Genomic DNA, 23151 nt, shown 5'->3' with positions numbered 1-23151 from the left:
TCTCATTATTAACAGTTTGAAAGGGTTAAAAGTTCTCTAATAGGCAATTTCGTTTTAGATTTTGCACGCGGATTCCGAAGAAATCCCGAAGGGGATTTTGGGGATTTAGGGTTTCAAGTGTAACTTTTTGACTTTACTGACTTAAATTGGTGGGCCCACTAGGACTTGAACCTAGGACCAACGGATTATGAGTCCGCTGCTCTAACCAACTGAGCTATGGGCCCGAAGAGTTGCCATTGTAATGGTAATAACGCTTTAATTCCACAAGATTTTTAATTTTTTAGCCTGATTGTTGAGGAAAACAGGCGTATTCCCCAACAATCAGGATACCATTAGGTGTCATCACCCTCGAGGAAGCTACGGAGCTTCTCTGAGCGGGAAGGATGGCGCAATTTACGTAAGGCTTTTGCTTCAATCTGGCGGATCCGCTCGCGGGTCACGTCAAATTGTTTACCCACTTCTTCCAGCGTATGATCCGTATTCATCTCGATACCAAAACGCATACGCAATACTTTCGCTTCGCGTGGGGTCAGGGTTTCCAGAATTTCCAGCGTGGCTTCACGTAACCCTTCGGCGGTGGCGCAATCAATCGGTGATTCAATATTATTATCTTCAATAAAATCACCCAAGTGCGAATCGTCATCGTCACCGACTGGGGTTTCCATTGAAATCGGTTCTTTCGCGATTTTTAATACTTTATGTATTTTATCTTCGCTAAGATCCATTTTCTCTGCCAGCTCTTCCGGTGTTGCCTCGCGCCCGGTTTCTTGCAAAATCTGGCGTGAAATTCGATTGAGCTTGTTAATCGTCTCAATCATATGCACAGGAATACGAATCGTACGTGCCTGGTCTGCAATTGAACGGGTAATGGCCTGACGAATCCACCAGGTAGCATAGGTTGAGAACTTATAGCCACGGCGGTATTCGAATTTATCAACGGCCTTCATTAAGCCAATGTTGCCTTCCTGAATCAAATCAAGGAATTGTAAGCCGCGGTTAGTGTACTTCTTGGCAATTGAAATCACTAAACGCAAGTTGGCTTCGACCATTTCTTTCTTGGCACGGCGGGCTTTTGCTTCGCCAATAGACATCTTACGGTTAATATCTTTAATTTCAGCAATGGTTAAACCATATTCTTCTTCAAAGGCAACCAGTCTTGATTGGAGGCGTTTGATTTCTTCGCTATATTCTTCAATGCGCCCTATATCCAGCTTTTTCGCTTGCTTACTAATCAGCGTCTCAAGCCAGCTCATATCCGTTTCCTGGCCAGGGAACGTGTCAATAAAGAGCTTGCGGGGAATGCGCGCTTTTTCAATACAAAGCCGCATGATGCTGCGCTCAAACTCACGAATATGATTACGTAATTGTCGGAAGTGACGAGTTAAGCGATCAACTTGCCTTGACGTTAATTTTAACTTCAAGAACGATTCCGACATCACATCCAGCAGTTCGATGGTTTTTTTAGCGGTACGGCCATTGGCTTGCATCGCCACCATCGCTTTATCAAAATTCTCACGTAATTCATCGAAATAAATCTTGGCTTGCTCAGGATTGGGGCCATCGTCAGCTTCTGCCAGGCCGCCTTCACCTTCTTCATCCTCTACATCGACATCACTAACGATTATGTCTTCCTGTTGAGATTCGTCGAGCATGGAACCAATATTCGCTGGCGGTGCTTCTTCATCGTCATCGGCAAAGCCACTAATGACTTCACTAAGACGTATTTCTTCAACCAGAACCCGCTCATAATCTTCAAGGATAAGTTGTATCGTTTCTGGATAATGCGCCAATGATTTCAAGACTTGATAGATGCCTTCCTCAATGCGTTTGGCAATGCGTATTTCACCTTCGCGGGTCAAGAGCTCGACAGTACCCATTTCACGCATATACATTCGCACGGGATCAGTAGTACGTCCTGTCTCTTTATCCACAGAAGCAAGAACAGCCGCAGCTTCTTCGACATCCTCGGGTATTTCTTCAGTGTTACCCAGCAGCGCCAACTCGTCATCACTGGGAGGGAGTTCGAATACTTTGATATTCATGCCTTCCAACATAGAGATAATGACATCAAAATGTTCCGTATCAACGATATTGGGTAGCAGATCGTTGATCTGGGCATAAGTTAGGTAATTCTGCTCTCTACCTAAGCTGATGACTTTAGTGATTTGCGAGCGCTGTTGTTCTTGGTCATTCATGGTCATAGGCACTTATCGGGTGAGTGATTACAAAAAGGTTTTGATTATAAACCCCAGAGGACAAACATGCCAGTATATTCTGCGTTAATTTTTGTCATGGGCTGTTTGATGCCGTCGTTGCAACATTTCTTGCAATGCCAGCCTCTCTGAAATAGTTAAGCCCTGATTTCTGGATTTTGCAATGTATTGGTTAATTTTATTTTCTAAATTCTGCTTTTGTAAGAAAAGAATAATATCAATAAATTCTTTCGTTAAAGCCTGTTCAGGGACTTGATGTTCCCACGCAGCTAACTTACTAAGTGGCTCAAAGAAAGCGGTATCACGCCACAATTCGATAAGGGACGCTGTATTGCTTTCAGGATATTGAGCAATATGCTGGAGTAACTTTTGCAGAATTTCCTGTTCTTTGCTGTCAACCCATTCAAAGCTTATTTCGGATTGGCATGCGGCGAAAACCTCCGGGTGCTGGATAAGAAGTGCAATGGCCAGCCGCAGAGGCGAGCGGGTAATCGTCTTGATATCGTTTATTTTTTCACTGCCCTGATCCTGAGTAAGTTGGCTAATACGATGATTTTCGATACGCGTCATGCGTGCTATTTCATCCACCAATAATTGCTTATAGGGACCTTCTTGCATTTTGAGCAGATAAGGTTTGGCGGCGTTGATGAGCTGGCTTTTACCTGCAGCACTCTTGGTATCAATCGCAGCCGCGATGGTATCAAGGAAAAAACGGTTTAAAGGTGTCGCTTTTTCCAGGCGTTCCCTAAAGGCATTTTGGCCTTCGGCTCGAACCAAGCTATCGGGGTCCTGGCCTTCGGGTAAAAAAATAAAACTGGCATCAAGTCCATTATTTAAGTGCGGCAAGCAACTTTCCAAGGCTCGCCAGGCGGCTTGTCGACCTGCTGTATCACCGTCAAAACAAAAAATCAGCTGTTTGGTATGCTTGCTCAGGAGTTGAATATGGTAAGTACTCGTTGCGGTTCCCAAGGCAGCAACAGCATTGGTTATGCCGTATTGGGCCAGGGCGATTACATCCATATAGCCTTCAACAACCAGGATGGCATCAATGGTAACCTGTTGTTGCAGTATTTGATGTAAGCCATAGAGCTCGCGGCTTTTTTGAAAAAGGGTTGTTTCGGGTGAATTCAAGTATTTAGGTTTTTGGCTGGCATCAATGGCTCGTCCACCAAAACCAATAATCCGGCCATGTCGATCATGAATGGGAAACATAATTCGATGGCGATAGCGATCATAAGTTTTGCCATCGTCTTTTTGAATAAGCATGCCCGTCGTAATCAGTTCGGCTTTATTGCTTTTAAATTGCGTTTCTAATGTTTGCCATCCCGGTGGTGCATAGCCTAATTGGTATAATTTGGCTATTTCGCCGCTAAGGCCGCGTTGGCGCAGGTAGTCAATCGCAATTTGCCCCTGATTTTTCAATGTTTTCTGATAAAATTGACTCACGCGATTTAATAACTGGTAGAGGCTCAGCGATTGCTGATTTTTTTCGGAATCGCCTTCTCGGGGTACTTGCATCCCTAGTCGTGAAGCCAGGGTTTCAACAGCGTTCGTGAAGCCTTGATTGAGATAGCTCATCACAAAACTAATGGCATTCCCGCTCGCACCACAACCAAAGCAGTGATAAAACTGTTTTTTCGCAACAACATTGAAGGAAGGGGTTTTTTCGCTATGAAAGGGACAACAGGCTACAAAACTATGGCCACTCTTTTTAAGCGGCACATAACCATCGATCAACTCAACGATATCTGTTCGATGGAGGAGTTCGTCAATGAATGGCCGCGGGATTAAGCCAGACATGATAGCAGGCTAACTCAGTCGGGCCTTTATCATCGCACTAACCTTGCTCATATCAGCCCGCCCTTGTAATTGCGGTTTAAGCTGCGCCATTACTTTACCCATGTCACTCATTTTTTCAGCGCCTATATCAGCAAGAGCTTGGGCGATAAGCGCTTCAATATCAGCTTCAGACAAAGGTTCAGGTAAATACTGACTGATAAGATCCAATTCAAATTGTTCCTGCGCGACTAAATCATCACGTCCCGCAGCTTGGAATTGAGCAATTGATTCTTTGCGTTGTTTGGCAAGTTTATCGAGGATGACAAGCATTCGCTCTTCATCAACAACAATTCGCTCATCAACTTCAACTTGCTTGACTGCAGCAGTAACAAGACGCAAGGTATCCAGCGTCTTTTTGTCTCTGGCACGCATAGCGTCTTTCAGATCGTTACTAAGGCGGTCTTTAATAGTCATAATTACTTGCGTCTATGCTTAACGTTGCGACGAGCAGACGTATCACGAGAAATTTTCTTAAGATGACGTTTGACTGCAGCAGCCTGTTTGCGTTTACGCTCAGCAGTAGGTTTTTCATAAAACTCGCGACGACGTAACTCAGTAAGAATTCCAGCTTTTTCACAAGAGCGCTTGAAACGACGTAGTGCGTATTCAGGATTTTCGCCTTCTTTCACACGAACGGTAGGCATTAATTTAGTCCTCTGATTTAATTGAACACAATAGGCTGGCAATTCTAGTGCCAGTTGATGCAATCGTCAAGTTTATTGTCACTTAGATTTGTAGAGTTATTTGTGAATTCGCTTATAATGGCTCTAAAAACTTGTTTTGCCGATGGTTTATACGGGATTTCCTGGCCTGAATCGAGTTGTCGATAGCAGAGGCAATGAGACTTCTTTAAAACCCCGCCGGGTTTAGAGGGCTATTGTATTTGTTTTTGGCGTTCGCTGCCTCTTTCCGTATAATTGATGGGCATTCGTTGAATTGATAGAGGTGTTGATGCGAGTACTGGGAATTGAGTCATCCTGCGATGAAACAGGCGTGGCGATTTACGATTCTGAAAAAGGCTTGGTAGCGCATGCACTTCATTCTCAAATTGCGACTCACCAGAGTTATGGTGGTGTCGTACCGGAATTGGCTTCACGTGATCATGTCAAATATTTAGTCCCTTTGGTAAACGAGGTTTTGCAGCAAGCGAATCTGGATAAAACGGCTATTGATGCGATTGCCTATACGGCAGGGCCTGGTTTGATTGGCGCGTTGCTCACAGGGGCGTGTTTTGCCAAGAGTTTAGCCTTGGGCCTCAAAAAGCCTGCGTTGGCAATTCATCATCTCGAGGCGCATTTATTGGCGGCAAAACTGGATTCCCCGCAGCTTAATTTTCCTTTTTTAGTGTTGCTGGTTTCAGGTGGGCATACCCAATTAATAGAGGCACGGGGGTTGGGGGATTATCATTTGTTGGGGGATACGGTTGATGATGCCGTTGGTGAAGCCTTCGACAAAACGGCAAAACTGATGGGCATTCCTTACCCGGGAGGCGCTATTTTGGCAGGATTGGCTGATCAGGCGGTGCCTGAAACGGTCCATTCATTGCCCCCTTTTCCACGCCCTATGACGGATAGGCCCGGGCTTGATTTTAGTTTTAGCGGTCTTAAAACACATGCACTGACGACCTGGAACAACAGTGCCAAAGATGATAACGCCAGGATCTTGATAGCAAAAGCCTTTCAACAGGCTGTGGTGGATACCTTATTAATTAAATGTAAGCGAGCTTTGCAACAGACTGCAAATCGCCGCCTGGTTGTTGCTGGCGGCGTGGGTGCCAATCGGGCATTGAGAGCGTCATTAAAAGCATTCATGCAAGGATTGCCGGGAGAGGTTTATTTTCCCCGCACCGAATATTGTACTGACAATGGTGCTATGGTGGCGTATGCCGGGTATTTGCATTTGGCGCGTGGGGAAAAGGATAGTAGCCAGGCCATCGACGTCAAAGCGCGGTGGCCTTTGGCTGAACAGTAAAACCTCTTTGCCAGGAGTCCTGTTTGCAAGAAGGTTTAGGCCTTGGGCTTTTTGGTTACTTTCTTCCTGGGGCTTTTAGGCTTCTCTTTGGGCGCTGCAGTAGACGCCTCACTGTCCAGAGCCTGCAAGTGCTTTAATTCCTTCTTGTGCTCCAATTCTTCAGCCCGCTCTATTTTCTCTTCTTCAACCTGTTCTTTCAAGGCGGCGGTGATTTCTTCATTGAGCGAATGGCTTTCAAAACGAATTTTTGGTTCTTCACCATCGATTAAGCGAGTAATATTCTCACGATGTTTATAAAGGATAAACATGGCAATAAAGAGCAGGGGGGGCAAAGTCTCCATACCGCTCATGGTGACTATGGCATAAACAGGAGCTAGCGCGATGGAAGCCATGGAGGCTAGAGACGAATAACGGCTAAAGTTGGCAACCAGAAGCCAGGTCGCAATCACCATGACTCCCAGAATAAAATGGAATCCTAATAAAGCACCAATCGCGGTAGCAACGCCTTTGCCGCCTTGAAAATTAAAAAAGACGGGATACATATGTCCCATCACTGCAGCAAAACAGGTAAAGCTGATGGTAGCGGGCCCTGCTCCCAGTGCTTTGGCTAACACGACCGGCAGGAGGCCCTTTAGCATATCGGCTATCAAAACAATGAGCGCATATTTTTTGCCTGCCAAGCGTAATACATTGGTTGCCCCTGGATTTTGTGAACCTGTAACGCGTGGATCAGGGAGAGAAAAAATACGGCTGACGATGACTGCAGAACAGACTGAGCCAGCTAAATAAGCAATAACAACGACAAAAATAAATAGCAGGGCGCTTAACATGATGCCTCCTAGCAAAAGAAAGATTCATTATCGAGGAAAGCAATATACTTGTGAAGTTTTTATCACAACCTAAAGAATGAAATTATAAGGAAAGTAAGTCAGAGTGAAGGCGTGATGTTTATGCATTGAACATATTGATTGCAAAAAACATTTTCTCTATCAATTAAACAGGTTTTTGCCGCGCAGGCGGGACAGAACAGGAAACAGGGTAAACGCCCAGGCAATGACAAAACTGAAATGAAATAACCTACTTGTCGGTTATTAAAAATGCTTAGGGACGAAAATAGGGTTTAACCCGTATTAGTCGGGCAGAAATAAAGCTTGTAAATCATTAGTATAACGGCGCCCCAACGGGGTAATTTGCCAAAACTGCTCATCCATGGTGATAAGTCCCTTACTGGCTGCATGGACTAAAAGAGGGCGTAAGCGGTCAAAAGGGAGTCCCGTACGTTCGCTAAAGAGAGCGTGGGGGATGGCCTGTTCCAGGCGCGTCGCATTGAGCATAAATTCGAATAACAAGGAGTCAGGTGTAACTATTTCTCGCTCAACGAGAAAGGCTTTATCTGCGGCGAGATAATCGGCTGGCTGTCGTTGCTTCCTTGTACGATAGATGGTTTGGCCAAGCGATATTTTTCCATGTGCACCAGCACCAATGCCATAATAATCCCCAAAAAGCCAGTAATTTAAATTATGTCTGGCCCATTTTTCTTGTTGGCAAAAGGCTGAAATTTCATAGCGTTTAAAATCGTGGGCCGCCAATAATGCCAATCCCTGTTCTTCCAGCGTACAGGCTTCTTCCTCGTTAGGTAAAGGAGGGCGTTTCTTATAGAACACAGTATTCGGTTCAATGGTCAACTGATACCACGACAAATGCTCGGGTTGATGGGCCAGTGCTTTATGCAAGTCTTCTAACCCCTCCGCAACGGATTGCCTGGGTAAGCTGTACATGATGTCGATGTTAATATTATCAAAGCCTGCCTGGCGCGCTGCTTCGATGGCTTTATGGGCTTGCTGGTCATCATGAATACGTCCTAAGGCTTGTAGATGAATGGGGTTAAAACTTTGTATGCCCAGGGATAGTCGGTTGATACCTAAGCGACGATAGTCATTAAATCGTTGCTGTTCGACTGTCCCGGGATTGGCTTCAAGCGTAATTTCAATGTCACTCGAGAATTCCACTAATTGCTGTAATAGGTTAAATAAAGAGTCATAGGCCTGGGCTGAAAATAAGCTTGGTGTCCCGCCCCCAATAAAAATACTATGAATTTTCCGTGCAGGAAAATGGTCAAGATCCGCTTTAAAATCAGCAAGCAAAGCCTTTACATAAGATTCTTCAGGCAACGATGCGGGACTCTTATGAGAGTTAAAGTCACAATAAGGACATTTACGGATACACCAGGGTATATGGATATATAAAGAGGTAGGGAACATTGTTTTAAAAATCAGACTGGCTTGTTGAGAAAGGCAATAGTATCATGACGGAAATTTTACCACAAAATCCTGAGCTTTTGATTCTTACAGTGAATTTACACAATTAACTCTGGGATAGCGTGCGAAAGGTAATAGGTGAGAATGCGGGAAAAACCAGTCTGCACACAGAAAACAGTGATTGCCAAGTCATCACTGTTTACTATCGAGCAAATGCATCTTCGTTTTGCTAACGGTGCAAAACGGGTGTATGAACGTATACGTAGTCATGGCCATGGAGCGGTCTTGGTGGTGCCCATTACGCCAGGAGAATCCTTGCTGTTAGTGCAGGAATATGCTGCAGGTACTGATTCTTATGAATTAGCCTTTCCTAAAGGGTTAATTGAAAAAGGGGAGTCTTCCCTTGATGCGGCGAATCGCGAATTGCGTGAAGAAGTAGGTATGGGAGCAAGGCAGTTGGACTGGCTCAAATCCATGACATTAGCGCCAGGCTATTTTGGGGCTCGTCTTGAGCTGGTTGTGGCACGTGAATTATACACGGCTCCTTTACCTGGGGACGAACCTGAACCGCCAGTGGTTGTGGAATGGCCCTTAAGCGCCTGGAAAGAATTGTTGGCGCGGCCGGATTTTTCTGAAGCGCGTAGCATTGCGGCGCTTTTATTAGTAAAACAATGGTTAAACGAGGAAAAAAATCATGAACAATCGCGTTAGAGTTGCTGTAACCGGGGCTGCGGGGCAAATCGGTTATGCTTTGCTGTTTCGAATTGCCTCCGGTCAAATGTTTGGTCCCCACACTGATGTGGAATTACATTTACTCGAACTAGAACAGGCTTTGCCAGCGCTGGAAGGCGTCGCAATGGAGTTGGATGATTGCGCTTTTCCTTTGTTGAAGCGTATTGTCTGTACGTCTGATCTCAATGAGGCTATGCAAAGCGTTAACTGGGCTTTACTGGTTGGTTCTGTGCCACGTAAGCAAGGAATGGAGCGCTCTGATTTATTACAAATTAATGGCGGCATTTTTACTAAACAAGGCCAGGCTATTAACGATTATGCTGCTGATGATGTGCGTGTCTTTGTTGTTGGTAACCCTTGTAATACCAATTGCCTGATTGCCATGCATCATGCGAGGGATATACCGAATGATAGATTTTACGCAATGACCACCCTGGATGAGTTACGCGCGCGCACCCAGCTTGCCCAGAAAGCCGGGGTTGATATTACTAAAGTCAGTCAAATGACGATTTGGGGTAACCATTCTTCAACTCAGTACCCTGATTTTTATAACGCGAAAATTAATGGGTTGCCTGTACCGACAGTGATTAAAGATGAGGCGTGGCTAAAAGATACCTTTGTGAGTACCGTTCAGCAACGTGGTGCAGCAATTCTTAAAGCACGTGGATTGTCTTCGGCTGCCTCGGCTGCAAACGCGATTATTCAAGGGGTTAACCATTTGGTGAATGATACGGTAGCCAATGAATCTTTCTCGGTTTGCCGTAGCTCCGAAGGGGAATATGGGGTGGATGAAGGTTTGATCTTCTCATTCCCTTGCCGCCGTGAACACGGGGAAATTCGTGTGGTGGAAGGCTTGTCCTTTAATGATTATAGTCAAGCCAAATTCGATGCAACACTGGATGAACTACGTCAAGAACGTGATACGGTGAAGGCACTTGGGTTATTGGATGACTAATGTTTTTACCTGCCAGGAGTGCTTTTCCGCACTCCTGATACGCGCTTCTGCAAAATAATCCGCTGTTGTGAAATAACAAAATTAATCATTTTTCTTGTCTTTGCTAATAATTGCTTAATTATTTGTCATCTATACTAATCTTAAGTCACCTACTGATTCCTCATTATGGCTACATTTACTGGGTTTTGTTTTGGTACTGGTGAAAAAAGTACCATGAAGAAAAAGAACATCATTTCTCAATTTTCTGAGGCTTGTACAGGCGAGAAATTTGTACGAAATGGTCCGGGAATGCTGGGTAAAGAAGTCACACCCAATGCAATACAATCAACAGAAGAGGTTGAAGCGTGGTTACTTCAACAAGAGAGTGTGGACAATACTCTCAATTTAACCGGTTTTAGTCGTGGTTCTGTCACCTGTATTGAGATCGCTAATCGGCTGAAGCAAAGGGAATTGGAATTGGCAGGACGCAAAGATTCGTTAAGTCCTGACGAGGCTAAAGTGTTGGAACGATTACAGAATTTAAGTATCAATATTTTTGCTATGGATCCAGTTGCCGGGATGAGCGACAAAGGGGTGATGAATAGAAGGGTCATTCCGGATAATGTGAAGAACTATGTAGCCGTATTACAAACGGATGAAATGCGCCGGGACTTCAAACCGCAAGATATGACACGGGCCATTATTGCTTCACCCAATACCAAGGTATCTATGTTGCCTATGTATGGTAACCATTCTGATACGACCAAGATAAAAAAAGACACCATGGAGAGTGGTGCTAAAATAATGTGGCATTCTCTTTATCAATTTTTAACTCAACATGGTACGACCTTTAAAGAGGGAAAAATGCCTCAAATGGTCACCAGCGATCCCAAGAAAGCAGAGAATCCTTATTCTGATATCTCGCAATTCCCTCCCGAAACGCAAAGTAAAGAGATGTTGAAGCTATTTAATCAGCATCATCAAGAGCGTGAGGCTTATTTAAAGTCGGGTAAAGTAGTTAAATTGGTCGATGGGATACCAGTACCGCGAGATGTTAGAAGTTTAAATAATCATCTTGATTTCTATGTAAAAAATTCTGATTTTTTTGTTAACCAACTCGAGCGGGAGTTATTTAAAGTCTCTTACCCGAAGGTATTTAATTATTTATTTGAGCAGAATCAGAAAGATCCCCATTTTCCTGATGACAGTGCTTCCAAGCCAGGGGACGTGGTTAGGGAATTAAAGCAATTAAGAGACGAGGATCCAGCGCTTTTTGCACGTTTGAGTGCGCGTGGAGTTGGCTTGGATGAGCGTCAAGAGCCAACGGTCGGTAAGCCTGGTGGTGTGCATTGTACAGAACCTTGTTCTACGGTGAGACAAATGTTCCCTGGCATGTTGCCAGAGGGTGCGAAAAATCTTGATCCTGATGTTGCTAAGTTGGCAGCTCTTGAAAAAGAGGTTTATCGACTTACTTTTAAATATGAGCGAGAAAAATCGGAGTTACTTGCTTTTTCACAAAGAAGCCAGGCTGGTAAAGCGCAAGCGTTACGTGATGAAGTGAGAAACATCATTGAAAATGAACCTGGCTCACCGCAAGATAAATACGATAAAGTTTTAAATAAGGTTGAAGAACATTATAAACATTTGACGGAAGCAGCAAGTGTTAGCCAGTTACCCCTCATGTTACGTGGGTTATTAGCGAAACATGATCGCCATTTTCAAGTGAAAGAAACATCCGTGCCACGAATAGTCATGGCGGAGTTTATTCACGCCGGGCTTAGTTTGCTTAAGGAAACAGTTGATTTTACTTTTAGTTTAGGCCATCTGGGTGGTGGGGTTTTATCGGCTGTAGGGACAGCGTTGCAAGATTTTGGTAGACGTTGCAATGATGTGATAGGAAAAGTGGGTTGGAACCCTCTCAAGGGGCTTGCTTCAGCGGTTTCCTATGCGTTTGAGGGAATTGGTTTTGCTATAAAAAACAGCTTTGGTTTAAAACCTCTTGGCAATCTCATTAAATCTGCCGTTAGCGATATTCGGGATGAGGCAGTCAAAGCAATCGGTCCCGTTAAAGTAGAAAAAGTTGATTCGACAGAAAAATGCAGGCAAATCAAAAAGGACCTCCATGACATCCAGGAAAAGCCCAAAGAGCCCGATATGGATAACAAACTGGATGGCGGCTTGGCCTTTAAAGGTTAAGGAATTGTTAAGAATTCCTTAATCTTTCCCCTGTTAGACTGATTCGTTTGAGTTTGAGCTAATTACAGGGGAAATAAATGCTTGAGTTTTACCAGACGCAACAGGCGACACAACATTTCTTAACTATGTTTCTTGATCTACATCCTCATGATTTCCCCAGTAAGGATGACTTGATTGCACTTACCAGCCTCCAAAGCTCTCTTTTAGAATTCCTGATAGGCGCATTGAAAAACCCTTCTTCTACGCCAGAAATTTCAATGAAAGTATGGGAAGATTATTCCAGGAATTATCGTGAGCAACAACGGTTATTAGCCCCTGTTGTTTCAGCAGAGTATGCAGAACTCTATTTGCCAGAGCTTGTATTACCTGCTGCTCAAATCAAGGAAGAAGAGGAAGAAGTCTTAGCGCAGGGATCCATTGGATTTCAAGTAAACGAGCCACTGTTTATAAATAACAGCTTTTTCAAATTTGAAACCGACTCTTCTTCACAACAGCCCTCGATTACTTCAGCAAATGATCGAGTAATGCGCTCTAATCCGCACCGTCGTTTAGTAGGTCCTTATGCCTTCTTCCCCTTACCAGAAAAAACGGATAAAACGAGCAGAGAGGGGGAAAAATATGCGCTCTATGAACAACAAGTTGAAAATTTAAAAGAAAGAAAAGGGTCTCTTTCTGTCGAGGAGAAACAAGAGCTCAGGCGTTTGTCTAATCTCTTATCTGCCCGCAAGTCGCGAGTTCGTAAGAAAGATCATCTTCATGAGCTAGAAATCGAGATAGTAGAAATTAAGAAGGAAAATGAAGCATTGGAAGCGACTTGTCAGGCTCTCAGTAGTGAACAACAAATGCTAAAAAGAGAACTGGCTCAGTTGATGTCAATGGTTGCCCAGGCAGGAATAGATCCAGAAAATTGGCTTCAACAGGTTATGGTTTCTCCTGTCAAGAACGAAGAAGAGAGTTATTATACACCCTTTCAGCCGGATTAGATGGGAAGAGGGTATTCACTCATGACAATAGTGGCATAGACCGTTAGCTGTTGAATACCCTAAGTACTCGCGATCCTAAAAAATCAGGAGTTATCAATCTTAATACCAAAGGGAACGAATAATTCTTTACCGTTAATTTTTACCTGGGCATAGAGTTTGGTAAAACCGGCTTTTTCAGGAACAAGATGAAATTGTAATTCAGGTCCGCCACGATCGGAGCTTTTCTGTGGTTCGGCACCCATTGGATGGATGTGAACGATTGTTTTAAAGTCGTCATTAAAACCTACAATGTGTGCATAAGCCCCCATGACGGACTCCAGGGAGCGGACAGGATTGCCTTTGGTGTCCGTGATATGAATTGTGCCCAGGGCTGGCTTTCCTGCTTTCAATTGCTTTTGATCAAAGGATAATTTGAACGTGTAACCATCGAGGGTGTTTTCCTTGGCAAGTTGGTGAGCGCTTCTTGGCGTATTTTGAGGGGCGCCAAGCAAATTGCTAATTACATATTCTTGCCGGTTAGTTTTTGTTGGTACCAGATCCGCCCAAATGCGATAAGTGGCATTTTTTTTTGTGGGCTGCCATGTAAATTGATAAACGCCAGCTTTCTTGGTTGCTTGTGGGTGGGTATGGGTATAATCACTTAAGCTATCATCGATAATCAATAAATGTATTTTTTTTGTGTGCACCTCATTTAAATCATTCAGATTAATCGGTTGATTCGTTTGAATATCAGTTAATTTAATAGTAACAACCTGTTGTCCTCCCTTCGTCAGGATTTTTTGTACAGTGAGCTTCACAGTAGAGGGACCATTCTGTTTGGCTGCGTGTGAATGTTTTGTATGGTCCATCGTGCTATGTTGATGATTAGCAGCGGCAAATAAGGGGTAAGTAAAACTTATGAGTGCCAGAATCGACATGAAAGACTTATTGAAGATCTTATGAATAAAAATGTTCACTTTTAACGCTCCAAATAGACCGATCGTTATCGTCAAGATAAAGCGGTGTTATTTCAATCAATACTATCGAGCGTTCCTTGCAAGACAGCCCTGTTATGCTGTGGTTGTCATCAGTCATAATAGCTGAACAAAATAATACCATTTCTGAGTGGTAATACCCAAATACGTGCACTAAATTCTTTCTGTTCGTTATCTTGGCGAGCATGGATTATTTTCATAATGTTTCCCATCGCAAACGCAGCGCGTTAATAATGACTGAGACCGAACTAAGCGACATGGCTGCTGCCGCAATCATGGGATTTAAGAGCAGACCCATGACGGGATATAAAATCCCTGCTGCCACTGGAACACCCAGCGCATTGTAAATAAAAGCAAAAAACAGATTTTGGCGTATATTGCGCATCGTTGCTTTGGATAAAAGGCGTGCCTTCACGATGCCTTGTAAATCGCCGTATAGCAAAGTAACGCCGGCACTTTCTATCGCCACATCCGTACCAGTACCCATCGCAATACCAATATCAGCTTTTGCCAGTGCCGGGGCATCATTTACCCCATCACCCGCCATAGCAACGACTCTATTTTTCTGTTGCCATTGGGCTACAATTCGGCCTTTATCTTCAGGCATAATTTCAGCCACAACCTGCGTAATACCCAGTTTGGCAGCGACGGCTTCTGCGGTTTTTTGGCTGTCACCCGTTAGCATGACCACTTCAATCCCTTCTTGCTGAAGAGTACTAATTGCAGCAGGCGTTGTTGATTTAATGGGATCTGTCACTGCCAGAATGGCAGCAATTTGATGCTCCACTGCCATGAACATCACCGAAGCGCCTTCGCTGCGTAGAGCCTCGGCCTGATCAAAGAGGGACTGATTGGTATTTTCCGAGGCTGGCATTAATTTCAAATTACCAATCGCAATAGGGCGTCCATTGACTAATCCCCGAACCCCTTTACCAATCACTGCTTCAAAATCAGTGACTGGTGAAAAAGACAGATTTTTTTCTTTCGCAGCGCTGACAATGGCATATCCAAGAGGGTGTTCACTATTATTTTCAAGCGCTGCTGCTAAAGCTAATAGTTCATCCTTTGACCAGTCAGGGAGGGTAACGATTTGGGTTAATTTTGGACGACCTTCAGTGAGTGTACCGGTCTTGTCAACAATTAAAGTGTCTACTTTTTCCATCTGTTCCAATGCTTCAGCATTTTTAATAAGTACACCCTGACTGGCGCCTTTACCAATGCCAACCATAATCGACATGGGGGTGGCTAGTCCTAAGGCACAAGGGCAAGCAATAATGAGTACGGAAACAGCAGCAATGAGAGCGTAACTGAAAGCAGGTTGAGGCCCCCACATTGCCCAGCAAATTGCAGCAATAATAGCAATGAAAATAACCAGGGGGACAAACCAGCCAGCGACAGCATCAGCAAGGCGTTGGATAGGGGCTCGGCTGCGTTGTGCATCACTAACCATTTGGACGATTCGAGCCAGCATGGTGTCGTGGCCAACATGAGTTGCTTTCATGGTAAAGCTGCCTGTCTGATTCAAGGTAGCACCAATAACCCGGGAACCTTTTGCTTTTGCTACGGGCATTGCCTCACCCGTAATCATCGATTCATCGATATAACTCTTGCCGTTGACGATTTCACCGTCGACCGGTATTTTCTCCCCTGGGCGTACGCGCAATAAATCGCCTGCCTGAATATGGCCAAGATCTATCTCCGTTTCTTGTTCATTTTCGTCAAGGCGATGTGCTGTGGTGGGAGATAATTGTAATAAAGCGCGAATGGCTCCGCCGGTTTGGGCCCGTGCTTTTAATTCCAATACCTGGCCAAGTAAAACCAATGTGGTAATAACGGCAGCTGCTTCAAAATACACGGCAACCAATCCTTCTTCATTGCGGAAAGAAGAGGGAAAAATACCAGGAAATAGGGTGGCTATCACACTATAGCCCCAGGCTACACCAGTACCTATAGCAATCAAGGTAAACATATTCAAATGACCGGTTTGAAGGGACTGCCAGCCCCGTTGAAAGAACGGCCAGCCACAGCCTGCTACAATCGGTGTAGCCAGAATCATTTGGATCCAAATTGAGAGATGGGTTGGTAGCCATTGATTGAGTACATGCTCACTCATAGCCAGTATGAATACTGGCAGGCTAAGCACTAAAGCTATCCAGAATCGGCGATTCATAGCCTCATATTCCGGGTTATGCTCTTCGGCTGCAGACACGGTTTCAGGCTCTAACGCCATACCACAAATAGGGCAGGTACCTGGATTTTCCTGACGGATTTCTGCGTGCATGGGACAGGTATAAATAGTTGGCCCCTTGCTTTGAGTCGGTTGCTGGGGGGCAGGACTAGGATGCTGGTGATGATGGCAGCAACTCTTTTGTTCTGTTGTGATGTTGTCCTGTTCTTGATGGTGGTGTTTGGGGTTCATCGGTTCACCTATTCATATTTTTGCAACAGATTAATAATCTCACGAATCCGTTCTTCCTTATTGGCGTCATTACCGCTACAACAGGCTTCAGTCACACAATGGCCTATATGGGTTTCAAGCACGCCCAACTCAATCGTTTTAATAGCGTTCCGTGCAGCACGTAACTGGGACATAATGTCTACGCAATAGCGTTTATCTTCAATCATGCGCTTAATGCCTTCCAGTTGACCAATAACGCGATTGATACGTGAAATTTGTTTTTCGTGTGAGGGATAATTTGACATGGCAGCTCTCCATTTTATTAGTTCTTATATACCCTAATGGGTATATTGTCAAATCGGGTGATTTGACAAAGATAAAAGAAGTCATTGCCGATCTGACTGAATTTATAGATTTTTTTTACTAAAAAAATTATTCTACCCTTGATAGCTTTTTTATATTTAAGGCTGACAGTTGTATTTATTTCTCTTTGAAGTACAAGGAATAGCCATGATTTTAAAAACCTGTGATGTTAGTAAGATTGACCACTTGATCACTCCTGATGAGATTTTTGAAATAACGCTGGATTCTCCAGCATTGGATATCTTTACTGATTTTAAAAAGACAGAACCCTTAGTCATTGATCAGTCACTTGATGTGGTTACCGCCGAAGATTTAATGAAAAAGACGCATGTTAAATTGAAATTGGTTTTGGAGGATGGAGAATTTATAGGTACGCTTGCCTATAGTGATTTAATTGGCGAAAAAGTCATGTCGCGTGTTCATCACCACACCCCGCGCCGTGATATCTATGTGAATGAAGTGATGACACCTCGGAGTCAATTGAAAGCGATTGATTTTAATGATGTACAAAGAGCAAAAGTCAAAGATATTGTAGAAACGCTAAAAAACGAAGGAAGCCAACATTTTCTGGTAATCGATAATACACTCCATCATATTCGAGGTATTTTTTCTGCCAGTGATATTGCCCGTCGATTACATATTCCTATCAATATTAGCTCAGTTTCAACATTTATGGATATCTACAAAGCACTGAACCATGACAGATACTGATGCTTTGCCTGGGGACTGTTTCCAGCGAAATGTAAACAGTCTCTAGGCATGACATCCCTATAGCGGCAGGGCAATTTCTTAATAATTCTTTGAAATCAATTTGTTATAAAAAAAACAAAGTGGTTATTATTTGCCTATAATTTATATAGTGGTTTGCTGTAGAGCTGTGTATGGAACTAAGGGTTTACTTTTTACCAAAAGGATTTGAACCCGTTATTAATAGGACATTAGACTTAAAATCGCAAGCCCTGGCCCTCTTGACTCAAGCGGCAGAGATCATCAAACAGACTATGGAAGCCGTTCAACCTTCCACCGTATCTGATCATCTCGCACTGGTTATAGGCCCTGGGGATTTCTGGAAAAGTGGGTGTGGGTTGCTAACTCATGGATGCCTGCCTCAATCACTTGCCCTGGATTATTTTGCGCGAGAAATGGTGGCCCTCAGTGCACTATACCCCCAGATTATTTTAATTCCAGGTAGCATTTATCTTTCGGTGGATAAACTGGCTGCTGATGAGAAAAGCTATTTCCGAGCCCATTCAGATCATTTTATCCCGTCAGTGTATATGCAAAACATTGCTCCTGTATTTTATAGTGGCAAATGTTTAAGACTGATAAAAAGGGGAGGGTATCTATTGACTGTCAATAAAAATGAACAACAACACAGTACGGTGAAAGAATTAACGTCTGAGAGTGAATTCCTTAACGCATTATCTTCGGTACATTGTCAGCGTTTGGAGGTGCTCCCTTGTCTTGAGGATGGATCAGGCGCTCTTGCTATTCCTGACGTTGCTTTTTTTGGTAAAACGCCGCTACCTGGTGAAAATCTTTTATTAGAAACCCTGGATTTATGGTCAGATCGCTTGTTTTCTCCTGTGTTTACTATTGAAAATGTTACCTTTGGCTTAGAGATTGGTACTGATCACGATTTTGCTGCCCAGCATCTTGCTGCCCGATTGGAAAATTTGGATCTCCATTTACTCATCTCCTCCGGCCAATCTAGACGATATGACGGGACAAATGGCTGCGGTTTTTTTATTTGCGCCGATAAAGACAAGGCAACGATGTTGAATATGCAGGAAGGAAAACGTATTGGTATCGATACGGTTCTTCAGGTGGATATAAAACATCTTTGCCGGAAAAGCGGTTTTGCCTCTGAAGACGTCTAATGTTTAAAATGCCTGTATCCTGTAAATACCATGATAATTCCAGCTTCATCGGCCGTAGCAATCATTTCTTTATCCCGTATTGATCCACCTGGTTGAATGAGGGCAGATATTCCTGCCTGGGCAGCTATTTCAATGCTGTCAGCAAAGGGGATAAATGCATCAGATGCCATGACTGAATCCAGAGTAGAAAAACCGGCTTGTTCTGCCTGCCATAAAGCGATACGCGTACTCATTACACGGCTGGTTTGGCCGGCTCCAATTCCAATGGTGGCGTTATTTTTGGCAAATACAATTGCATTTGATTTGACATGTTTTACTGCTAACCAGGCAAAGAGTAAGTCCTGCTTTTGTTGCTCGGAAGGCTTTTTCCGGGTGACGGTTATAAATTCATCGCTGTTTACTGCAAAATCATCGTGTTCCTGGACTAATAAACCACCATCGACTCGACGCATATCTAGCTTAAATTCATGGTTATGTTCCCAGATCCCTGTTATGAGTACGCGGATAGCGGGCTTCGTGGCCAATATCCGCTTTGCTGCCTCAGTGATTGCTGGAGCGATGAGTACCTCAAGAAACTGTTTTTCAAGAATAACTTGCACAGTTGCCTCATCTAACAACTGATTGAAAGCCAAAATACCACCATAAGCGGATACCGGATCAGCCTCTTGAGCGCGTAAATAAGCAAGAAGAGGCGTGTTACCTATCGCAATGCCACAAGGATTACCATGTTTGACAATGACACAGGTATTGGTTTCAGGCGGAAATGATTTAACACAATCAAAAGCGGCATCTGCGTCAAGCAAATTATTATAGGATAATTGTTTACCCTGGATTAACTGTGCGGTGGCTAGTGATCCAGCTGGCGGGTTTTTATCCATATAAAAGACTGCTTGTTGGTGGGGATTTTCTCCGTAACGTAATTCATATTGTTTATTAAATTGACAAGTTAAGACAGCGGGAAAACCACTGGGATGTTTTTCATCATTCAGAGTACCAAGATAATTGGCAATTGCTGCATCATAGGCTGCCGTATGGGCGAAGGCTTTTTTCGCCAGGCTGAATCCCAAATTGGCCGAAACTTGCTTTGCTTGGACGCATTCTGCCAGCAATTCATAGTCGTCGGGTGTTACTACAACAAAAACATGGGCGTGATTTTTGGCTGCTGAGCGAATCATGGCTGGACCGCCGATGTCTATATTTTCAATCGCTTTTTGAAAATCGCAATCATGATTACTAATGACTTGTTCAAAGGGATATAAATTAACAATCAGCAGATCAAAGCGCTGGATACCATGTTCATTTAGAATGTGATCATCTTGACTATCTCGGGCCAGCAGTCCTGCATGAATCGCTGGATGCAAGGTTTTAACTCGGCCATCAAGCATTTCTGGAAAGGTTGTGCATGCACTGACTTCCGTAACCGGTAAGTGGTGCTCGGTAAGCAGGGCAGCTGTATTTCCGGTAGCAACAAGCTCGACTCCCTGTTCGTGTAAGACTTTGGCAAGCTTAACTAGTCCACGTTTGTCAGAAACACTTAATAAAGCTCGTTTGGGAGTAAAAGAAATCATTTGAGAGTTGGTCATAGTAGGCTCTGCTCTATAAGATAAGAAGGCATTATACGTTAAAATTACAGGTTGGCCTTAGAAGGCAGTGATTTTCGCTAGCTTGAGTAACCAGCATCAAGATAGTAAGAAATATTAACTGCCTCTATCGACGTGCAAAGGCTAATAAAGACCAGCCATCCAGGTTATGCGTTAATAAATGGGTAAAATCAGCCTGATAAGTTTCGATTAATGAACTGGCTTGCTCCTCTAAAATTCCCGAAACGACCAGGAGGCCATGAGGGCTAAGTAATTCCTTAAAGGTATTTCCCAAACTCATAAGGGGTGCCAGCAGGATATTGGCGATCAGCAAATCGGCTGGTGCTTCCAGACTTTGTGGAAATCCAATCTGCAATTGTTGCGGTTCTATCGTATTGGTAAGCGCATTATTCCGGGTTGCCTGTAACGCTTGCTCATCAATATCAACTGCCTGCACATTTGCTGCACCAAGTTTTAAGGCAGCAAGAGCAAGGATTCCTGAACCACAACCATAATCAATCACTTTTTTATTGCTTAAATCAGCTTGTTCAAGCCAGGTTAGGCACAAAGACGTTGTTGGATGAGTTCCGGTACCGAAGGCCAGGCCAGGATCCAGAATCAAATTAACGGCTTGAGGCTCTGGCGGCTCAAGCCAAGAAGGACAAATCCATAACCTTTCGCCAAAACGCTGGGGTTTAAAATCATCCATCCAGGCACGTTCCCAGTCTTGATCAGCGAGGTGTTGAATGCTGAAATGCAAATGGGCATGTTGAGGTGCGAGTAGCTGTTTTGCTTGTTCAGCGTCTTGTTCATCGCTATAAAGCGCATTAATCACCACATCTGGCCACAGTGGAGTGGTTCCAGGTTCTGGCTCCAGTACAGGGTCGTCATTTTTATCTGTCAAGGTGATAGATAAAGCGCCGGTTTCTTCCAGCGCCTCACTCAGTAATTCCACCTCATTACGATGGCATTGTTCAATCTGTAGTTGATACCACACAAGCTTATTCCTTCAACATTTTTTCCAGATAGTGGATATTGGTACCCCCTTGTATGAAGGCTTTATCGCGCAAAATACGATGGTGTAACTCAATGTTGGTCTTAATACCATCAATGATAATTTCATCCAGTGCATTCCGCATTCTGGCGAAAGCTTCTTCCCGCGTTTTACCGTAGCTAATCAACTTACCTATCATGGAATCATAATTCGGCGGCACAGTATAGCTACTGTAGACATGAGAATCAAAGCGAATGCCGGGGCCGCCTGGTTGATGTAAAAGTCTTATGGTACCTGGTGAAGGCATGAATGTTTTTGCATCTTCAGCGTTAATACGGCATTCAACGGCATGGCCCTGTAGCTTGATATCTTCTTGTGTGAGGGTAAAAGGGATATCACTGGCAATTTTTATTTGTTCTTTGATCAGATCAATACCCGTAATCATTTCGGTTACTGGATGTTCAACCTGGATACGTGTATTCATTTCAATAAAATAAAAACACCCGTCCTGATACAAGAATTCAAAGGTACCGGCTCCGCGATATTTTAATTCACGGCAAGCATTGACAACGCGTTCGCCAATTTCCTGACGTAAGGCAGGGGTAATTCCAGGTGCTGGCGCTTCTTCAATCACTTTTTGGTGACGGCGTTGCATTGAACAATCACGTTCTCCCAAGTGGATCGCATTACCTTGGCCGTCCCCTAACACCTGGAATTCAACATGGCGAGGATTTTCCAGGAATTTCTCCATGTAGACCGTTGCATTGTTAAATGCAGCTTTTGCTTCACTGCGAGTTAAGGCAATTGCATTGAGAAGATTGGCTTCGCTGTGTACAACGCGCATACCACGACCACCGCCGCCGCCTGCTGCTTTAATGATCACTGGGTAGCCAATATCACGACCTAATTGTAAGTTGCGAGCATCATCGTCTAATAGAGGGCCATCAGAACCGGGTACACAGGGAACCCCAGCCTTTTTCATCGCAGCAATGGCAGAGACTTTATCACCCATTAAGCGAATTGTATCCCCGCGTGGACCGATAAAACGAAAGCCACTTTGTTCAACAATGTCAGCAAAATCAGCATTTTCTGCCAAAAAACCGTAACCGGGATGAATGGCAACAGCATCAGTAATTTCCGCGGCAGATATAATGCGCGGGATATTCAAGTAACTTTCTTTTGAGGGAGCAGGACCAATACAAACGGTCTCATCCGCAAGTCGCACATGCAATAAATCTTTATCAACGTCTGAATGAACGGCAACCGTTTGAATACCAAGTTCCTTACAAGCACGCAAAATACGAAGAGCAATTTCGCCACGATTAGCGATAACAATTTTACTGAGCATCCATTTACCCCTTACTCTATGGTAAACAAGGGTTGGTCATATTCGACTGGCTCACCATTTTTCACAAGGATGGCAGTCACTATACCGGTTCGATCCGCTTCAATTTCGTTAAACATTTTCATTGCCTCAACAATACATAAGGTATCACCGGTTTTTACTGTTTGGCCGACTGTAACGAAGGGGGCAGCATCAGGGGATGGTGCGGTATAAATGGTCCCCACCATGGGCGAGCGAACTTTGTGCCCTGAAACCGTGGTTTCAACTTTAGGTTCGCTGTTATTCGGTGCGTGGGGCGCGGCAGTAGGGGGGGCCGCTTGTTGTAAAGGCGGTGCTATATAACGTTGTTGTACGGGTGCTTCCATGGCGTAACTATGACGGCTCAGACGTACTGATTCCTCGCCTTCCTTGATTTCAATTTCTGAAATGCCGGTTTCATCCAGCAATTCGATCAATTTTTTGATTTTACGAATATCCATCGATAATAACTC

Annotated in this window: 20 protein-coding genes and 1 tRNA gene; 7 read left to right on the top strand and 14 right to left on the bottom strand. The window is 44.0% G+C overall.

The window, feature by feature from the left end:
- Positions 1 to 147 precede the first annotated feature (147 nt).
- The 5 genes from DYC89_RS12270 to rpsU form a co-directional block, all read right to left on the bottom strand.
- Positions 148 to 224, bottom strand: a tRNA-Ile gene (locus DYC89_RS12270).
- Between the two features lie 108 nt (positions 225 to 332).
- Entirely contained in the window at positions 333 to 2201 is a 1869-nt protein-coding gene (rpoD, locus tag DYC89_RS12265) for an RNA polymerase sigma factor RpoD (protein WP_115222044.1), read from the bottom strand.
- A 78-nt stretch (positions 2202 to 2279) separates the two neighbouring features.
- On the bottom strand, positions 2280 to 4013 hold the full coding sequence (dnaG, locus tag DYC89_RS12260; protein ID WP_115222043.1) for a DNA primase: 1734 nt from the start codon (positions 4011 to 4013) through the stop codon (positions 2280 to 2282).
- A gap of 9 nt (positions 4014 to 4022) precedes the next feature.
- On the bottom strand, positions 4023 to 4466 hold the full coding sequence (locus tag DYC89_RS12255) for a GatB/YqeY domain-containing protein (protein WP_115222042.1): 444 nt from the start codon (positions 4464 to 4466) through the stop codon (positions 4023 to 4025).
- 2 nt (positions 4467 to 4468) lie between these two features.
- A complete protein-coding gene (gene rpsU / locus DYC89_RS12250; RefSeq protein WP_026069641.1) occupies positions 4469 to 4696 on the bottom strand; it encodes a 30S ribosomal protein S21 in 228 nt (75 codons plus the stop codon).
- A gap of 307 nt (positions 4697 to 5003) precedes the next feature.
- Here rpsU and tsaD point away from each other — a divergent pair, with 307 nt between their 5' ends.
- Positions 5004 to 6023, top strand: coding sequence for a tRNA (adenosine(37)-N6)-threonylcarbamoyltransferase complex transferase subunit TsaD (gene tsaD, locus DYC89_RS12245; protein ID WP_115222041.1), 1020 nt, complete (start codon positions 5004 to 5006; stop codon positions 6021 to 6023).
- A gap of 35 nt (positions 6024 to 6058) precedes the next feature.
- Here the strand turns inward: tsaD and plsY are convergent, their stop codons facing one another.
- On the bottom strand, positions 6059 to 6853 hold the full coding sequence (gene plsY / locus DYC89_RS12240; protein WP_115222040.1) for a glycerol-3-phosphate 1-O-acyltransferase PlsY: 795 nt from the start codon (positions 6851 to 6853) through the stop codon (positions 6059 to 6061).
- 300 nt (positions 6854 to 7153) lie between these two features.
- Complete coding sequence (hemW, locus tag DYC89_RS12235; protein WP_115222039.1) at positions 7154 to 8284, bottom strand: radical SAM family heme chaperone HemW; 1131 nt, start codon at positions 8282 to 8284, stop codon at positions 7154 to 7156.
- A 141-nt stretch (positions 8285 to 8425) separates the two neighbouring features.
- On the opposite strand from hemW, the gene nudE reads away from it, so the two are divergent.
- From nudE to DYC89_RS12215, 4 genes are all read left to right on the top strand, one after another.
- On the top strand, positions 8426 to 8992 hold the full coding sequence (gene nudE, locus DYC89_RS12230) for an ADP compounds hydrolase NudE (protein WP_115222038.1): 567 nt from the start codon (positions 8426 to 8428) through the stop codon (positions 8990 to 8992).
- Complete coding sequence (locus DYC89_RS12225; RefSeq protein WP_220271776.1) at positions 8976 to 9968, top strand: malate dehydrogenase; 993 nt, start codon at positions 8976 to 8978, stop codon at positions 9966 to 9968. The genes nudE and DYC89_RS12225 overlap by 17 nt, the downstream gene beginning before the upstream one ends.
- 165 nt (positions 9969 to 10133) lie before the next feature.
- The gene (locus DYC89_RS12220) at positions 10134 to 12143 is read left to right on the top strand and encodes a DUF5621 domain-containing protein (protein ID WP_115222036.1); all 2010 of its coding nucleotides are present in this window, start codon (positions 10134 to 10136) and stop codon (positions 12141 to 12143) included.
- 77 nt (positions 12144 to 12220) lie between these two features.
- Positions 12221 to 13126: a bZIP transcription factor gene (locus tag DYC89_RS12215; RefSeq protein ID WP_115222035.1), complete on the top strand. Its 906-nt coding sequence runs from the start codon at positions 12221 to 12223 to the stop codon at positions 13124 to 13126.
- Between the two features lie 83 nt (positions 13127 to 13209).
- Here DYC89_RS12215 and DYC89_RS12210 read toward each other — a convergent pair whose 3' ends face one another.
- From DYC89_RS12210 to DYC89_RS12200, 3 genes are all read right to left on the bottom strand, one after another.
- Entirely contained in the window at positions 13210 to 14082 is an 873-nt protein-coding gene (locus DYC89_RS12210; protein ID WP_245953994.1) for a hypothetical protein, read from the bottom strand.
- A gap of 214 nt (positions 14083 to 14296) precedes the next feature.
- A complete protein-coding gene (locus DYC89_RS12205) occupies positions 14297 to 16519 on the bottom strand; it encodes a copper-transporting P-type ATPase (protein ID WP_115222033.1) in 2223 nt (740 codons plus the stop codon).
- Between the two features lie 8 nt (positions 16520 to 16527).
- Positions 16528 to 16803, bottom strand: a complete 276-nt coding sequence (locus tag DYC89_RS12200) for a metal-sensitive transcriptional regulator (protein ID WP_115222032.1) — start codon at positions 16801 to 16803, stop codon at positions 16528 to 16530.
- A gap of 205 nt (positions 16804 to 17008) precedes the next feature.
- Between DYC89_RS12200 and DYC89_RS12195 the strand changes: the two genes are divergently transcribed.
- Entirely contained in the window at positions 17009 to 17572 is a 564-nt protein-coding gene (locus DYC89_RS12195) for a CBS domain-containing protein (protein ID WP_115222031.1), read from the top strand.
- A gap of 170 nt (positions 17573 to 17742) precedes the next feature.
- Positions 17743 to 18741, top strand: a complete 999-nt coding sequence (locus DYC89_RS12190; RefSeq protein WP_115222030.1) for a hypothetical protein — start codon at positions 17743 to 17745, stop codon at positions 18739 to 18741.
- On the opposite strand, the gene purH is transcribed toward DYC89_RS12190, so the two are convergent.
- The 4 genes from purH to accB form a co-directional block, all read right to left on the bottom strand.
- The gene (purH, locus tag DYC89_RS12185) at positions 18738 to 20324 is read right to left on the bottom strand and encodes a bifunctional phosphoribosylaminoimidazolecarboxamide formyltransferase/IMP cyclohydrolase (protein WP_115222029.1); all 1587 of its coding nucleotides are present in this window, start codon (positions 20322 to 20324) and stop codon (positions 18738 to 18740) included. The two genes, DYC89_RS12190 and purH, sit on opposite strands and share 4 nt — an antisense overlap.
- A gap of 124 nt (positions 20325 to 20448) precedes the next feature.
- Complete coding sequence (gene prmA / locus DYC89_RS12180) at positions 20449 to 21318, bottom strand: 50S ribosomal protein L11 methyltransferase (RefSeq protein WP_115222028.1); 870 nt, start codon at positions 21316 to 21318, stop codon at positions 20449 to 20451.
- A gap of 4 nt (positions 21319 to 21322) precedes the next feature.
- On the bottom strand, positions 21323 to 22663 hold the full coding sequence (accC, locus tag DYC89_RS12175) for an acetyl-CoA carboxylase biotin carboxylase subunit (RefSeq protein ID WP_115222027.1): 1341 nt from the start codon (positions 22661 to 22663) through the stop codon (positions 21323 to 21325).
- An 11-nt stretch (positions 22664 to 22674) separates the two neighbouring features.
- On the bottom strand, positions 22675 to 23139 hold the full coding sequence (gene accB, locus DYC89_RS12170) for an acetyl-CoA carboxylase biotin carboxyl carrier protein (protein ID WP_115222026.1): 465 nt from the start codon (positions 23137 to 23139) through the stop codon (positions 22675 to 22677).
- Between the last annotated feature and the right edge of the window lie 12 nt (positions 23140 to 23151).

Origin of the sequence: Legionella donaldsonii (genome assembly GCF_900452385.1) — a bacterium.
Lineage (GTDB): Bacteria > Pseudomonadota > Gammaproteobacteria > Legionellales > Legionellaceae > Tatlockia > Tatlockia donaldsonii.
Note: the sequence above shows the minus strand (reverse complement) of the source record. Positions and strands in the feature narration are given on the sequence as shown.

Bases quoted from the DNA above. Each gene is read 5' to 3' on its own strand.
- DYC89_RS12195 (WP_115222031.1), top strand. From the start codon at position 17,009: ATGATTTTAAAAACCTGTGATGTTAGTAAGATTGACCACTTGATCACT.
- DYC89_RS12200 (WP_115222032.1), bottom strand. From the start codon at position 16,803: ATGTCAAATTATCCCTCACACGAAAAACAAATTTCACGTATCAATCGC.
- accB (WP_115222026.1), bottom strand. From the start codon at position 23,139: ATGGATATTCGTAAAATCAAAAAATTGATCGAATTGCTGGATGAAACC.
- DYC89_RS12205 (WP_115222033.1), bottom strand. From the start codon at position 16,519: ATGAACCCCAAACACCACCATCAAGAACAGGACAACATCACAACAGAA.
- rpsU (WP_026069641.1), bottom strand. From the start codon at position 4,696: ATGCCTACCGTTCGTGTGAAAGAAGGCGAAAATCCTGAATACGCACTA.
- hemW (WP_115222039.1), bottom strand. From the start codon at position 8,284: ATGTTCCCTACCTCTTTATATATCCATATACCCTGGTGTATCCGTAAA.
- DYC89_RS12220 (WP_115222036.1), top strand. From the start codon at position 10,134: ATGGCTACATTTACTGGGTTTTGTTTTGGTACTGGTGAAAAAAGTACC.
- plsY (WP_115222040.1), bottom strand. From the start codon at position 6,853: ATGTTAAGCGCCCTGCTATTTATTTTTGTCGTTGTTATTGCTTATTTA.
- rpoD (WP_115222044.1), bottom strand. From the start codon at position 2,201: ATGACCATGAATGACCAAGAACAACAGCGCTCGCAAATCACTAAAGTC.
- DYC89_RS12190 (WP_115222030.1), top strand. From the start codon at position 17,743: ATGGAACTAAGGGTTTACTTTTTACCAAAAGGATTTGAACCCGTTATT.
- DYC89_RS12255 (WP_115222042.1), bottom strand. From the start codon at position 4,466: ATGACTATTAAAGACCGCCTTAGTAACGATCTGAAAGACGCTATGCGT.
- purH (WP_115222029.1), bottom strand. From the start codon at position 20,324: ATGACCAACTCTCAAATGATTTCTTTTACTCCCAAACGAGCTTTATTA.
- accC (WP_115222027.1), bottom strand. From the start codon at position 22,663: ATGCTCAGTAAAATTGTTATCGCTAATCGTGGCGAAATTGCTCTTCGT.
- tsaD (WP_115222041.1), top strand. From the start codon at position 5,004: ATGCGAGTACTGGGAATTGAGTCATCCTGCGATGAAACAGGCGTGGCG.
- DYC89_RS12215 (WP_115222035.1), top strand. From the start codon at position 12,221: ATGCTTGAGTTTTACCAGACGCAACAGGCGACACAACATTTCTTAACT.
- dnaG (WP_115222043.1), bottom strand. From the start codon at position 4,013: ATGTCTGGCTTAATCCCGCGGCCATTCATTGACGAACTCCTCCATCGA.
- nudE (WP_115222038.1), top strand. From the start codon at position 8,426: ATGCGGGAAAAACCAGTCTGCACACAGAAAACAGTGATTGCCAAGTCA.
- DYC89_RS12225 (WP_220271776.1), top strand. From the start codon at position 8,976: ATGAACAATCGCGTTAGAGTTGCTGTAACCGGGGCTGCGGGGCAAATC.